The sequence below is a fragment of the Variovorax sp. 679 genome (assembly GCF_003952185.1).
Taxonomy (GTDB): Bacteria; Pseudomonadota; Gammaproteobacteria; order Burkholderiales; family Burkholderiaceae_C; genus Variovorax.
The window spans coordinates 206,331-219,682 of the sequence record NZ_RXFS01000003.1 but is presented as its reverse complement, the minus strand read 5'-3'; the positions used below and the strand labels follow the sequence as shown (position 1 = coordinate 219,682).

The 13,352-nt window shown below is 69.5% G+C and carries 13 protein-coding genes; 7 read left to right on the top strand and 6 right to left on the bottom strand.

From position 1 onward, the window contains the following. Nucleotides 1-43: 43 nt before the first annotated feature. Complete coding sequence (locus tag EJO71_RS08285; RefSeq protein ID WP_171022546.1) at nt 44-913, top strand: ABC transporter permease; 870 nt, start codon at nt 44-46, stop codon at nt 911-913. Here EJO71_RS08285 and EJO71_RS08280 read toward each other — a convergent pair whose 3' ends face one another. Next, nucleotides 914-1,309: a DUF5329 family protein gene (locus EJO71_RS08280; RefSeq protein ID WP_125948452.1), complete on the bottom strand. Its 396-nt coding sequence runs from the start codon at nt 1,307-1,309 to the stop codon at nt 914-916. It abuts the gene before it with no gap. A gap of 114 nt (nt 1,310-1,423) precedes the next feature. Here EJO71_RS08280 and hisN point away from each other — a divergent pair, with 114 nt between their 5' ends. From hisN to EJO71_RS08255, 5 genes are read left to right on the top strand one after another with little or no spacing between them, the layout of a single operon-like run. Next, nucleotides 1,424-2,200, top strand: coding sequence for a histidinol-phosphatase (hisN, locus tag EJO71_RS08275; RefSeq protein WP_125948453.1), 777 nt, complete (start codon nt 1,424-1,426; stop codon nt 2,198-2,200). A gap of 12 nt (nt 2,201-2,212) precedes the next feature. Further along, the gene (locus EJO71_RS08270) at nt 2,213-2,407 is read left to right on the top strand and encodes a DUF2905 domain-containing protein (RefSeq protein WP_056509065.1); all 195 of its coding nucleotides are present in this window, start codon (nt 2,213-2,215) and stop codon (nt 2,405-2,407) included. Between the two features lie 30 nt (nt 2,408-2,437). Then, nucleotides 2,438-3,364 (top strand): ROK family protein, encoded by a 927-nt coding sequence (locus EJO71_RS08265; protein ID WP_125948454.1) that lies wholly within the window; start codon nt 2,438-2,440, stop codon nt 3,362-3,364. A gap of 36 nt (nt 3,365-3,400) precedes the next feature. Next, on the top strand, nt 3,401-4,939 hold the full coding sequence (locus EJO71_RS08260) for a tetratricopeptide repeat protein (RefSeq protein ID WP_125948455.1): 1,539 nt from the start codon (nt 3,401-3,403) through the stop codon (nt 4,937-4,939). Next, complete coding sequence (locus EJO71_RS08255) at nt 4,936-5,382, top strand: DUF1877 family protein (RefSeq protein ID WP_125948456.1); 447 nt, start codon at nt 4,936-4,938, stop codon at nt 5,380-5,382. The genes EJO71_RS08260 and EJO71_RS08255 overlap by 4 nt, the downstream gene beginning before the upstream one ends. Here the strand turns inward: EJO71_RS08255 and EJO71_RS08250 are convergent. Next, nucleotides 5,370-6,836, bottom strand: coding sequence for a PLP-dependent aminotransferase family protein (locus EJO71_RS08250; RefSeq protein WP_125948457.1), 1,467 nt, complete (start codon nt 6,834-6,836; stop codon nt 5,370-5,372). The two genes, EJO71_RS08255 and EJO71_RS08250, sit on opposite strands and share 13 nt — an antisense overlap. 172 nt (nt 6,837-7,008) lie before the next feature. Between EJO71_RS08250 and EJO71_RS08245 the strand changes: the two genes are divergently transcribed. Further along, the gene (locus tag EJO71_RS08245) at nt 7,009-7,350 is read left to right on the top strand and encodes a hypothetical protein (RefSeq protein WP_125948458.1); all 342 of its coding nucleotides are present in this window, start codon (nt 7,009-7,011) and stop codon (nt 7,348-7,350) included. Between the two features lie 12 nt (nt 7,351-7,362). Here the strand turns inward: EJO71_RS08245 and otsA are convergent, their stop codons facing one another. The 4 genes from otsA to EJO71_RS08225 form a co-directional block, all read right to left on the bottom strand. Continuing rightward, on the bottom strand, nt 7,363-8,748 hold the full coding sequence (gene otsA, locus EJO71_RS08240; protein WP_125948459.1) for an alpha,alpha-trehalose-phosphate synthase (UDP-forming): 1,386 nt from the start codon (nt 8,746-8,748) through the stop codon (nt 7,363-7,365). After that, nucleotides 8,745-10,601, bottom strand: a complete 1,857-nt coding sequence (locus EJO71_RS08235; RefSeq protein ID WP_125948460.1) for a glycoside hydrolase family 15 protein — start codon at nt 10,599-10,601, stop codon at nt 8,745-8,747. Before EJO71_RS08235 ends, otsA begins: the two co-directional genes overlap by 4 nt. Continuing rightward, a complete protein-coding gene (gene otsB / locus EJO71_RS08230; protein ID WP_125948461.1) occupies nt 10,598-11,395 on the bottom strand; it encodes a trehalose-phosphatase in 798 nt (265 codons plus the stop codon). Before otsB ends, EJO71_RS08235 begins: the two co-directional genes overlap by 4 nt. Nucleotides 11,396-11,474: 79 nt before the next feature. Further along, nucleotides 11,475-13,337, bottom strand: coding sequence for a hybrid sensor histidine kinase/response regulator (locus EJO71_RS08225; protein ID WP_125948462.1), 1,863 nt, complete (start codon nt 13,335-13,337; stop codon nt 11,475-11,477). Nucleotides 13,338-13,352: the final 15 nt, after the last annotated feature.

The following is a 13,352-nucleotide window of genomic DNA, read 5'->3' as shown; positions in this document are numbered from 1 at the left end:
CCAAGCAAGCTCGCACCGCGGTGCGAAGCACGAAGGTATTCGAATGAGCGCCATCGTCCCGCTGATCCGCCCCGAGTACGAGCGCACGCTCGAGCCCTTCACCGAGCTGCCGGTCGAGCGCACGCTGCCCCTGGGCGCGCGCATCTGGTCGCAGGCTTGGCTGCGCAAGGGCCTGATCCTCGCCGTCATCGCGGTGCTGTGGGAGCTGGCCGCCCGTTGGCAGAACAACGACCTGCTGCTGCCCACCTTCAGCGCCACGGCGGCGGCGCTGGTGGAGGGCCTCGCGAGCGGCGAGCTGATCGAGAAGGTGCGCATCTCGCTGGCCGTGCTGCTGCAGGGCTATCTCGCCGGCGTGCTGCTGGCCTTCGCGCTCACCACGCTCGCGGTGTCGACGCAGATCGGCCGCGACCTGCTGGACACGCTCACGTCCATGTTCAACCCGCTGCCCGCCATCGCGCTTCTGCCGCTGGCGCTGCTGTGGTTCGGGCTGGGGCGCGGCAGCCTGGTGTTCGTGCTGATCCACTCGGTGCTGTGGCCGCTGGCGCTCAACACCTACGCGGGCTTCCAGGGCGTGCCCGACACGCTGCGCATGGCGGGGCGCAACTACGGGCTCAAGGGCCTGCGCTACGTGCTGCAGATCCTGGTGCCGGCGGCGCTGCCGTCGATCCTGTCGGGGCTGAAGATCGGCTGGGCCTTTGCCTGGCGCACGCTGATCGCGGCCGAACTGGTGTTCGGCGCCTCGTCGGGCAAGGGCGGGCTGGGCTGGTACATCTTCCAGAACCGCAACGAGCTGTATACCGACCGTGTGTTCGCGGGGCTCGCGATGGTGGTGCTGATCGGCCTGCTGGTCGAGAGCCTGGGCTTCAGGACGCTGGAGCGGCTGACGGTGCGGCGTTGGGGGCAGCAGCGCTAGCTAGCCGCTGCCGGTTTTCTTCGTGGCCTGCCGCAGCGCGCGCAGTTCGCTGTTGAGGAACTCGTTGGCGTCGCGCACCGCGCCGTCGGTCAGCTTGACCTTGTAGGCCTGGCCGGTCATCTCCGAGCGCGAGGCGCAGCGCTCGATGAAGTCCTCGGCCGTGACCAGTTCCTTTTTGAAATAGTCGTACTTCGCCTGCATGTGCTTCGCCGCGTCGGCGGCGTTGTATTCGCTGCCGTTGCGCATGAAGATCATCGAGCTCATTTTCGAGACGCGCTGGATCAGCGTGTCGATGAGTTTTTCCTCGGCCGCGGAAGGGGTGGCGTGGGCCAGCAGGGCCGTGGCGCCGAGCACAAGGGCCAGCAGCGCCGTACGCAGGTGGGTGAAAGAAGCCATTTGTCGTAGTTCGTGGCAATTTCCGGGCCATGCTAGGGCTGGCGGGGCCGCTGTGTCAAACCCGGTCCGGCTCGGGTCTAATTGCAGGTTTTGGCACGCGTTTTCCTCTCTTCCATGAGCTCTTCCATTACCGACCTCTCGCCGATCGCCGAAGCGCTGGCCGATGCCGCCGCCGCCAAGTCGATGCACTACTTCCGCACGCCGCTGGACATCATCACCAAGGCCGACGAAAGCCCCGTCACGCTGGCCGACCGCGCCGCCGAGACGGCCATGCGCGAGATCCTCGGCGCGCGCGTGCCGGCCGACGGCATCTACGGCGAGGAGCACGGTCCCGAGCGGCTCGACGCGGATCGCGTCTGGGTGCTCGACCCCATCGACGGCACGCGCAGCTTCATCACCGGCTCGCCGCTGTGGGGCACGCTGATCGGCGTGCTGCAGGGCGGCCGCGTGGCGTTGGGCATGATCGACATGCCGGTGCTCAAGGAGCGCTGGATCGGCGTGGCAGGCCAGGGCGCCACGCGCGACGGCCAGCCCGTGCGTGCCAGCAATTGCACCGAAGTGGCCAAGGCTCGCATCGTGACCACCTCGCCCGACATCTTCGCGCCGGCCGACTGGACCGCCTTCGACAGGCTCAGCCGCCAGTGCGCCATGCGCCGCTTCGGCGGCGATTGCTACGGCTATGCCCAGCTGGCCGGCGGCACCATCGACCTCGTGGTCGAGACCGGTCTGCAACCGTACGACTACCTCGGCCCGGCCGGGCTGATCGAGGCGGCCGGCGGCGTCATCACCGACTGGCAGGGCCAGCCGCTGGGCTTGAAGTCGGACGGCCGGGTGATCGCGGCGGCAACGCCCGAACTCCATCGGCAAGCCATGGCCATCCTCTCGGCCTAGACTGTCACCCATATGTTCCGCTGGCTGATCGTCGTCGTCCTCGCGCTGGTGCTCATGAGCGGCCTGACTGCCTGGCTGCGCCGCTTCGGCTTCGGACGCCTGCCCGGCGATTTCGAGTTCCGCGCCTTCGGCCGCGAGTGGCAGCTGCCGATTGCCAGCACGGTGGTGCTCAGCATGATCGCGGCGCTGGTCGCGCGTCTTCTGTAGAGAAGAGAAACAAGGAAAAGACACACAGCGATGAGAGCCTGCGTAGACATCGGCGGCACCAAGGTGGCCGTGAGCCTTTCCGCTTCGAGCGACGCGCCGCTGATCGGCCGCCGCAGCGAACCCACGGCCAAGACCGGCGACAACGACGCGGTGGCGGTGCAGATCATGCGGATGATCGACGAGGTCTGCGCGGAGCAGGGGGTCGACCCTGCAACCATCGACCGCGTGGGTGTGTCGTCGGCCGGGCCCTTCGAGCTGCACGACGGCAAGGTCGAACTGGCCACGCCCAACATCTGCGGCGGCATCGCCGGCCCGGCGCGGGGCCTGCCCAACAACTGGATGACCGCGCTGGTCGAGGCACCGCTGGCCAAGCGCTTCGCCCGCGTGCGGGTCGAGAACGACGCCGTGGCGGCGCTGGAGGCCGAGCGCCACTGGGGGGCGCTCAAGGGCATGGACGACTGCGCCTACGTCACCTGGAGCACCGGCGTGGGCGTCGGCCTGTGCGTGGACGGCCGCGCGCTGCGCGGCAAGAACGGCAATGCCGGCCACGCGGGCCACAGCTTCGTGGTGGACGACGCCAGCGGTGCCCTGTGCGGCTGCGGCAACGTGGGCGACGTGGAAGGGCTGATCGCCGGCAACTCGATCGCGCGGCGCTTCGGCCAGCCCGCGGCCGACCTGTTCAGCTCGGCCGTGGCCGGCGAGCGGCATTCGCTGGAAATCGTCGACGCGCTGTGCCGCGTGATGGGGCGCATGCTCTACAACCTGATCGCCACGCTCGACCTGCAGCGCATCAGCCTGGGTGGCAGCGTGTTCTGGCACCACCGCGACTTCCTGCTGCCGAGGCTGCAGGCGCATGTCGACGGCAAGCTGCCGCCACTCACGCAGGGTGTGCGCCTGGTGCCTGCCGGCCTGGGCGACAAGGTCGGCGACTACGCGGCGCTCGCGTTGCTCGACTGACCGGCGGGACGCGACACCAGAGCCATAGGCGAAACCATGACCCCGCTGCCTCGCCGTCGCTCCTTTGCCTGGCTGCTGTGGCTGGTCGGCGGCTTCATCGGGGCGCATCGCTTCTATCTGGGAAGCTACCTGGGCGGCGCGGCGCAACTGGGGCTGCTGCTCTACGGGCTCGCGGGCCTGCCGGGCTCGCGCTTCTGCCTGATGGTGCTGCTGCCGTGGCTGCTGTTCGACCTCTGGTGGGTTCACCGGCGGCTGAAGAAGCAGGGTGACGCCGGGACGACGGATGGCGACAGTGACGAAGCAGCCGCCGCGCGCCAGCTCACCCGTCGCCCCGCGCCGAGGGATGCCACAAAGGACTTCGATCTCACCGCCCTCGCCGAAGCCAACAAGCTGCAGGAGCGCTTTGTGGCCGCCGCCGAGGCCGGCGACTGGACGCGGGCCGTCGCCATCGGCGAGCAGATCGTCGCGGCCATGCGCCGCGTGTTCAAGGGGCCGCACCAGAACCTCGCGATGACCCTGTGCATGCTCGGCCAGGCCTGCTACCAGATCGACGCCTTCGACAAGGCGCGGGCCAGCTTCGAGGAAAGCCTTTCCATCGGCCGCAAGATCGGCATGCCTGCCGAGGACATGGACGTCGCCCGCAAGGCGCTGGACCTGACGCTGGTCGGTATCGAGCAGCGCAAGGCGCGCGGTGCGACCTCCGACGAACAGGGCGCGCTGCTGAACCTGCTCGACGATCGCGAGGCACGCTACCGCGATGCGCTCGCCCAGGGCGACCTGCAAAGCGCCGAAAAACTCTGCGCCGAGGCTGTTACCGCCAGCCGCCGGCTGCACGGCGGCCCCGACAAGACCGTGGTGTTGCACCTGTCCAGCCATGCCGAGCTGTGCCGGCGGCTGCGCTGGAATGAAAAGGCCCAGGCATCGGCGGACGAAGCCCTGGCCATGGTCGGGCAGCTGGGCCTCGACGACAGCTGGCGGCGCGGGCCGACCAACACGCTCGCGCTGCTGCACGCAGCGGCAGGGCGCGCCGACGAGGCCGAGGCGCTCTACAAGAAGACCATCGCCATGGCGGTGTCCGAAGCCGGTGGTGGTTCCAGCGACGGCGTGGTGCGCGCCTTCAACAACCTGGCGTTCCTCTACGCCGAGTCGGGGCAGGAGGCGAAGGCCGAGCTCTGCTATGCCCGCGCCCTCGTGCATCTCGACAAGCTGCCGCAGGGCGAGGGCGATACCGAATTGCACTCCGACATGCTCAACAACTTCGCCGGCCTGTTCATGGCGCGCCGCGACTTCATCCGGGCGCGGGAGCTGTTCGAGCGCTCGCTCGACATCCAGCAGCGCAGCTGTCGCGGCATTTCCGCCGCTGCCGCCAACGCCCACAACGACCTGGGCCTGATCGCGCAGGAAGAAGGCGAGCTGCGCCAGGCGCTCGTGCACTTCAAGCGCACGCTGCTGCTCAACCAGATCTGCACGCCCGACCATTTCAGGAACATCGACAACGCGCAGCGCAACATCGACAGCGTGAGCATCGCGCTCGCAGCGGTGGCGCGCGCCGCCCGCATGGAACCCAGTACATGAGCATCGGCGCCGCCTTCTACGCCCTGGACCGCTACCGGCTGCGCGCGCTGGTGATCGATCCGTCCACCGTCTCGGGCTTTCTGCATTCGCCCGCCGCGCAGGGCGGCCCGCACGACAGCCAGACGGTGGAGCAGGCCTGGGACGTGGTTCGCACGCTGATGCCCGAGGCGGTCGATGGCGAGGAGCTCGACGGCACCGACGGGCTGGGCTGCATCTACCTCACGGCCGCCCACGTGGAGCGCGCGGCCGCCCGGCTCGCACAGCACGACGTGGCGGAGCTCGTGGGCCGCTTCACGGGCGAGCCGGCGAAGTTCGACGAGCTGTACTGGGCCAAGGTCTGGCGGGACGGCGCACAGGACCTCGCGGAATTCATGGAAGGCGTGAAGCGCTTCTTCGCCGGCGCGGCGTCGAGGCGCGACGCCGTGGTGTTCTACATCGTCTGAACAGGGCCCTGGCCGCGTGGCCGAGCGGCCGACACGATCTCGCCCAGCCGCCGCAGCCCGGCATCCACCGCCTTCGAATACGGCCAGCCGCAGTTGATGCGCAGGTAGTTGTCGAAGCGCCCCGAATTCGAGAACTGCGCCCCCGGCGCCACCAGCATGTGCTCGCGCAGCGCGGCGTCGAACACGTCCACCGACGAGCGCTGCCCCGGCAGTTCGACCCACAGCTGCAGCCCCCCGCGCGGCAGATTCAGCCGCGTGCCGGCGGGAAAGTACCTGGCGATGGCATCCGCCGTCTGGTCGCGCTGCTCGTGCAGCCGCTCGCGCAGCCGGCGCAGGTGGCGGTCGTAGCCACCTCCCGCGATGAACTCGCCCGCGGCGATCTGCGCCAGCGCCTCGTTGTTGCGGGTCTGCGCGTACTTGAGCATCTCCACCTGCGCGTGCCAGCGCCCGGCGGTGATCCAGCCCAGCCGCAGCCCCGGCGCCAGCACCTTGTGCAGCGAGGCGCAATAGATCACGTTGCCCGTGCGGTCCCACGACTTCAGGGCGCGCAGCGGCGCGTCGGCTTCCACGAGGTCGCTGTAGGTGTCGTCCTCGACGACTGCGATGCCGTGGCTCTCGCACAGGTGCGCCAGCCGCTGCTTGTGGCTGTCGGGCATCACGCTGCCGATGGGGTTCTGCAGGTGCGGCACCACCACCACGGCCTTGATGTCGTCGTAGGTGTGGATGGCGAGGTCGAGCGCTTCCAGCGAGATGCCGGTCTGCGGGCTGGTCGGGATCTCCAGCGCGCGCAGGCCCAGGCTTTCGAGCACCTGCAGCAGGCCGTAGAAGGTGGGCGATTCCACGGCCACGGTGTCGCCAGGCTTGGCGATGGCGCGCAGCGCGAGGTTCAGCGCCTCGATGCAGCCGTTGGTGACGAGCACCTCGTCGGGCGGCACCGTCATGCCGATGCGCAGGCTGCGCTGCGCCACGGCCTCGCGGAACTGCTCGTGGCCCTTCTGCGACGAGGAGGTGGTCAGCAGCTCGGGCCGCTGGCGCAGCGCGCGCGTCATCGAGTTGCGCAGGGCCTCGGCGGGATACAGCTCGGGCGCCGCGCGGGCGATGGCGAAGTTGAGCTTCACCCCGGTGTGCCGGCCACGCGCCATGAAGTTGGCCATGCGCGTGCGCATGCTGACGAACTGCGCGGGGTCGGGCGGCACGTCGGCCACCGGCTCTTCCATCGGCGCGATGGCCAGCCGCTGGGGCCGGCGCACGAAGTACCCCGAGCGGTCGCGCGCCTCGACCCAGCCGTCGCTCTCCATGGCGCGGCAGACCTGCAGCGCGGTCGACAGGCTGATGTCGTGCAGCCGCATCAGGCTGCGCAGCGATGGCAGCTTGTCGCCCTGCTTGAGCGAGCCGGTGTGGATCGCGTCCACGTAGTGCGCGGAGAGCTGGCGGTAGAGCGGTAGCGAGTCCATGGGGTTGATGTTCCCCGCATCGGGCATCCGAAAACAGATGCAGTTGAATGGGAAAACGACCATAACAGATGCCTTTTCGGCTCGGCTGTTACGGTCGCAATAGCCATGGCGTGTGCCTGTTTTTCGGGCGGCCGGATTCCTACGATGTACCCACGTTCATCCGAGGTTCGCCATGATCACCACCCTCTCCCAAGCGCCCGATTCCATCGTTCTCGAACCCGGCCAGTCCCTGCGCATTTCGGTCGATGCCGGAACATGGCTCCAGCTGGCCGAGGGCCGCGCCCGCGTGGTCTCGCCGCCCGGCTGGCTCGGCGAGACCGTGTTCATGACCGAGACGCCGCTCGAGGAAGGCGACGTGCACCGGCTGCCGCACGGCGGCTGGATAGAGGTGTCGGCGCTGACGCCGGTGCATCTCCGGGTGCACGGGCCGCAGGCCGTGCAGCGGGCTTCCAGGGCCGCTGCCGCGGAGGCACGGCCCGTGATGCGGTTCGTGCGGCTGCTGACCGGCTGGTAGCTGGCGAGGGGCTCAGCGCTCGCTGGCCGCCTCGCGCAGCGCTTCCAGGAAGCTGCGCCGCCACCAGTGGATGTCCTGCTCGCGGATGCGCGACAGCAGCTTCTGGTGCCGCTCGCGCCGCTCCTCCAGCGGCATCTGCAGCGCCTGCTGCACCGTCTCCGCCGTGCCGTGCGTGTCGTAGGGATTCACCAGCAGCGCTTCCTTCAGCTGCTCGGCCGCCCCCGCGAAGCGCGACAGCACCAGCACGCCCGGATCGGCCGGGTCCTGCGCCGCGATGTACTCCTTGGCGACGAGGTTCATGCCGTCGCGCAGCGGAGTCACCAGCCCCACGGCCGCCGCGCGGCACAGCCCCGGCACGCGCTTGCGCGCCACCATGCGGTGGATGTAGCGCACGGGCATCCAGTCGAGCTCGCCGTAGTCGCCGTTGATGGCGCCGCACAGCGATTCGAGCTCGCGCCGGATGTCGGCATATGCATCGACCGTCTCGCGCGTGGGCGAGGCGATCTGGATCAGCGTGGCGCTGCGCCGGTTCTCGGGGTAGTTGGCCAGCAGCTCGCGGAACGAGCGCACGCGCTGCGGAATGCCCTTCGAATAGTCGAGCCGGTCGATGCCCAGCAGCAGCCGGCGCTGCGAATACTCGCGCTTCATCGTCTCGTACATGTCGCGCGATTCCTTCGCATGCGTGAGCGCCGCGAATTCGTCGACATCGATGCCGATGGGAAAGGCCGCGCTTCGCACCGTCTGCCCGTAGGCGCGGTACATGTCGTTGCCCAGGTACTCGCCGTGCGCCTCGTTGCGCACGTAGTGCTCGAAGTGCTGCACGTCCTGCTGCGCCTGGAAGCCGATCAGGTCGTACGAGAACAGCGAGCGCATCAGCCATTCATGCTGCGGAATGGCCGCGGTGATGATCTGCGGCGGCAGCGGAATGTGCAGGAAGAAGCCGATGCGCTGCCTGCAGCCCATGGCGCGCAGTTCGGCCGCCAGCGGGATCAGGTGGTAGTCGTGCACCCAGATGATGTCGTCGTCCTTCAGCAGCGGCAGCAGCTTGCGCGCGAACAGCTGGTTCACGCGCCGGTAGCCGCCCACGAAGCCGGCGTCGAAGTGCGCCAGGTCGAGCCGGTTGTGGAACACCGGCCAGAGCACGTCGTTGCTGTAGCCCAGGTAGTAGCTGTCGTGGTCCTCGCGGCTCAGGTCGATGGTGGCGAGCGTGACCTTGCCGGCCTGCTGCCTGTGCAGCTCGCCCTCGCCGGTCGGGCCGCCCTCGATGATCTGCCCGCTCCAGCCGAACCACAGGCCGCCGCTTTGCTGCAGGCTCTCGCCGAGCGCAACGGCCAGGCCGCCGGCGGCCGGCTTGCGCGGATCGGCCACGCGGTTCGAAATGACGACGAGACGGCTCATATGGCGGAATCCCAGGGGGCGGACAGTCGCACGGCCGCGTTGATGATGCCGACCATCGAATAGGTCTGCGGAAAGTTGCCCCACATCTCGCCCGTGACCGGGTGCGTGTCTTCGGACAGCAGGCCAAGCGGGTTGCGCGCCGCGAGCATGGTCTCGAAGATCTGTCGCGCCTCGGCCTTGCGGCCGATCTTGGCCAGCGCGTCGATGCGCCAGAAGGTGCAGATGTTGAAGGCGGTCTCGGGCTTGCCGAAGTCGTCGGCCGCCTCGTAGCGGCGCATGTAGGGGCCGTCGCACAGCGACTTCTCCATCGCGTCGACGGTGGAGATGAAGCGCGGGTCGCGCGCGTCGATCAGGCCCACTTCCACCATCAGCAGGATGCTCGCGTCGAGCTCGTGTCCGCCGAAGCTCTCGGCGAAGGCCTGGCGCTCCTCGCACCACGACTTGGCGAGGATCTCCTCCTTCATGCGGGCGGCGTGGCCGTGCCAGTAGGCGGAACGCTCTGGCAGCCCCAGCGCGCGGGCGATCTTGCAGAGCCGGTCGCAGGCGGCCCAGCTCATCAGCGCCGAGCTGGTGTGCACGCGGGCGCGGGTGCGCAGCTCCCACATGCCGGCGTCGGGCGTGCCGTAGACGCTCACCGCGCGCTCGCCCACCGCCTCGAGGTGCGGAAACTCCGCCAGCCCCGCGCGGCTGAGCAGCCGGTGGTCGTGGAAGGCCTGTGCCGCGCCGAGCACGATGTTGCCGTACACGTCGTGCTGGAAGTGCTCCTGCGCCTGGTTGCCCACGCGCACCGGGCCCATGCCCCGGTAGCCCGGCAGGCCGTCGACGAAGGACTCCGGCAGCTCGCGCTCCAGCCCGATGCCGTAGAGCGGCTGGATGTGCTCGCCGTGCGAGCCGATCACCACATTGCCCAGCCAGCGCAGGTAGTCCTCCATGGTGCCCACCTCGCTGAGCGAGTTGAGCGCGCGCACCACGAAGAAGGCGTCGCGCAGCCAGCAGTAGCGGTAGTCCCAGTTGCGCTGGCTGCCCGGCGCCTCGGGGATGCTGGTGGTCATGGCCGCGACGATGGCGCCCGTGTCTTCATACAGCGAGAGCTTCAGCGTGATGGCCGCGCGGATCACCGCGTCCTGGTACTCGAAGGGAATCGCCAGGCGCTTGCTCCAGGTGCGCCAGTAGGAGATGGTCTCCTGCTCGAAGCGGCGCGCGGTGTCGGCGATGCCGTCCATCAGCGTCTCGTCCACGCCGAACATGAAGTTGTATTCGCGCGAGAGCACGAAGGGTTGGCGCGAAAGAATGTGCGAGATCGACGCATCGGTGTTCAGCCGCAGTGTCACGTCGGGCCCCACGTAGCGGATGTGGTTGCTGCCGCGCGTGACCTCCACCGGCTCCGAGGCGCCCCACTGGAAGCGCGGGTCGAGCGAGACGCGGATGCGCGGCGCGCCGGCGATCGGCCGCACGCGGCGCACGATCATCAGCGGGCGGAAGTAGCGCGAGCGGCTGTAGAAGCGCGGCGCGAAATCGGTTATCTCGATGCCCTGGCCCGCGCTGTCGAAGAGCTGCGTGCGCAGCACGGCGGTGTTCGGCTCGTACCACTGCTTGGCCTCGGCGAAGTCCTCGATGTCGATGCTCCACGCGCCCGCATCCTCGCCGGGGTGCAGCAGGGCGTTGAAGACCGGGTCGCCGTCGAAGCGCGGCAGGCAGCACCACACGGCGCGGCCGCGCGAGTCGATGAGCGCGCTGTAGGCGCAGTTGCCGATCACGCCGACGTTGAGCGAAGGCTCGGCGTGCGGCGCGAAGCCGCGCGTACCGGGGGCGGCGCCGCCTTCGGGCGCCACCGGCAGTTGTTGTTCGCTCATCGGGGGCTCCTCGGTGATTCCTGGGTGGTTCCTGTGGCGCGTTTCGCCGCGAGCGCGTCGCGCGACTGCACCAGCCATTCGTAGACGGCGCGCGGCGACTCGAGCCTGTGCAGCGCCAGGCTCGGCCCGGAGCCGACCTTGACCGCGATGCCGCCGCGCGGCTGCACCACGGCAAAGCCGCTTTCGTCGGTGGTGTCGTCGCCGAGAAAGACCGGCATGCGGCCGGCGAACGGCGCCTCGGCCATGAAGGCGTCGATGGCAATGCCCTTGTTGATGCCCGCGGGCTTCACCTCGAACACGAACTTGCCGTGCATCAGTTCGAGCTGCGGATGGTTTTCGATGGCGCGCGACATCGCGTCGCGGCACACCGCCTCGAGCTGCGGCGCGAGCCGGTAGTGCAGGGCGATGGCGGCATGCTTGCGCTCGACCAGAAGGCCTTCGTGCACGCGCGCGAGCTCGTTGGCGATGTCGAGGATGGGCGCGAGCTCGGGCGCGCGCTGTTCCTGCATGTGGCCGGCGGCGTCGCGGCGCTGCACGCCGTGCTCGCCGGCCGCGGGCAGCCGCAGGGGGGCGAGAAAGCGGTCGATGGAGTCGATCTGGCGGCCCGACACCACGGCGAGCGCGCCGCCGAGCTGGTCGCGCAGGTCGGCCAGCAGGGGCACGAGGGCAGGCGGGATCTCGATGGCTTCGGGCGTGGGCGCGAGCCCGACCAGCGTACCGTCGAAGTCGAGGAAGAGGGCTGCGTCCCGGCCCAACGGAGGAGGCAACTGCGAGTTGCTGGAGGACTTTGGCATCGGGGAAAACCTTAACACGCACCGCGCGCGGCGCTTGTCGGCGAAAGCCCAATCTGCCGGGGGCCTCCCCGGGGCCGGCTCAGTGGGCGGGCGATGTCTCCGGCGCCAGCTCCGCGAGCGCGCCCAGCAGGGCCGCCGCGCTCACCGGCTTGAACAGCACCGGCACGCCCGAGGCGCGCACGCGCTGCAGGCGCTCGGGCGAGGTCTCGCCGGTTACCAGCAGCAGCGGCGCCTGCAGGTCGAAGCGGCGCTGCAGCCGCTGGCCCACGTCGAGGCCGTTGTCGCCGTTGGCGAGGCGGTAGTCGCACACCAGCAGCGTGAAGGGATGCTCCCGTGCCTCGGGCCGGGCGAGCAGCTCGGCGGCCTCGGCTTCGCCGGCCGCCGTGTCCACGGTGAGGCCATGGGCCCGGAAGAAGCCGGTCATGGCCTCGCGGACTTCCGCCTCGTCGTCGATCAGCAGGATGCGCCCGCGTGCCGCATGAGGCGCGTGGATGGTGCGAGCCGGATCGGGCATTGCCCCGGTGACGAAAGGGCTGGCCAGGCCGGTGGCGGGAGGCATCGTCTCGACTCCGGCTTCGGCCTGCGTCGCGGCGGGCAGCCGCAGGCGGAAGCGGCTGCCGCGGCCCGGGCGCGACTTCAGCTGCACCGGATGCCACAGCAGCTGGGACAGCCGCTGCACGATAGAGAGGCCGATGCCCAGGCCCTGCGTGCGATCGCGGCCCGGGTTGTGCACCTGGTAGTACTCCTCGAACACGCGCTCCTGCTGCTCGGGCGCGATGCCGATGCCGGTGTCGACCACCTCGATCCACACCATGTCGCCGCGCGTGCGTGCCCGCACCGAGACGCCGCCGCGTACCGTGTACTTCAATGCGTTGTCGACGAGGTTCGAGAGCATGCGGTACAGCAATTGCGCGTCGCTGCGCACCCACAGGCCGCTGGCGTGCACCCGCAGCTGAAGCTGCCGTTGCTCGGCCCGCGCCGCGAACATGTGGTTGAGCGAGCGGAACAGCGCATCGAGCGGCACGGGGCCGATGGCGGGCGTGACCACCCCTGCGTCGAGGCGCGACACGTCGAGCATGGTGTCGAGCGAGTTGCCCAGCGCGTTCACCGCGCGCATCAGCTGCCGGGCGTTGCGTCCCCCGTGGTGTTCGCGCAGCTCGTTTTCCAGCGCGGCGCCGAAGAGCGCGATGGCATGCAGCGGCTGGCGCAGGTCGTGGCTCGCGGTGGCGAGGAAGCGCGTCTTCTCCGCGCTGGCGCGCTCCGCGGCGGCGATCTGCCTGCCGAGCTGCCCGGCCAGCGCCTCGTTCTCGAAGCGCAGCACCAGCGAGTCGGTCAGCAGCCTGTGCTGCTGGTTGCCCACGCGCAGCGTGAACAGCAGGTAGCCGAGGCTGAACAGCGCGAGGAAGAAGTGCATGGCGTCGCCCTGCCAGGCGAGCACGGTGATCAGGCTCAGCATCATCGGCAGGGTGTAGCCGTACAGCGCGGGCTTGAGCGGCCACAGCAGCTGCATGGCGCGCGCGCAGCTGCCGATGACGACCACCGTCACCACCGAGGTCACGGGCAGATCGTCGGACGAGATGAAGAGCATCGGCGCACTGGCCATGGCCGCGCCCACGGCCGTGACGGTGCGCGAGTGCCGGCGCGCCCAGCGCGTGGTGTCGGCGAGCGGCACCCCCGAATGCCAGCGCGGCATGAGAAACAGGAACAGGCCGAGCGAGAGATGCACAGCCATCCAGACCAGGATCCACGTGCGCGGCTCGTGCACGTACATGGCCGTGCCGAGCGCGGCGCCCAGGCCGAAGTGCACGAACACCGAGGCGTTGTAGGCCGCGTACACAGAGGCCACGTGCTCGCGCAGCACGCGCAGGGCCAGTTCGTCCGGCCCCGTCGGGAGAGGGAAGTCGGTGGATTCGCGTGACGGCTTCGGCGCGGTGGCATTCACCCGGTCGATGCTAGC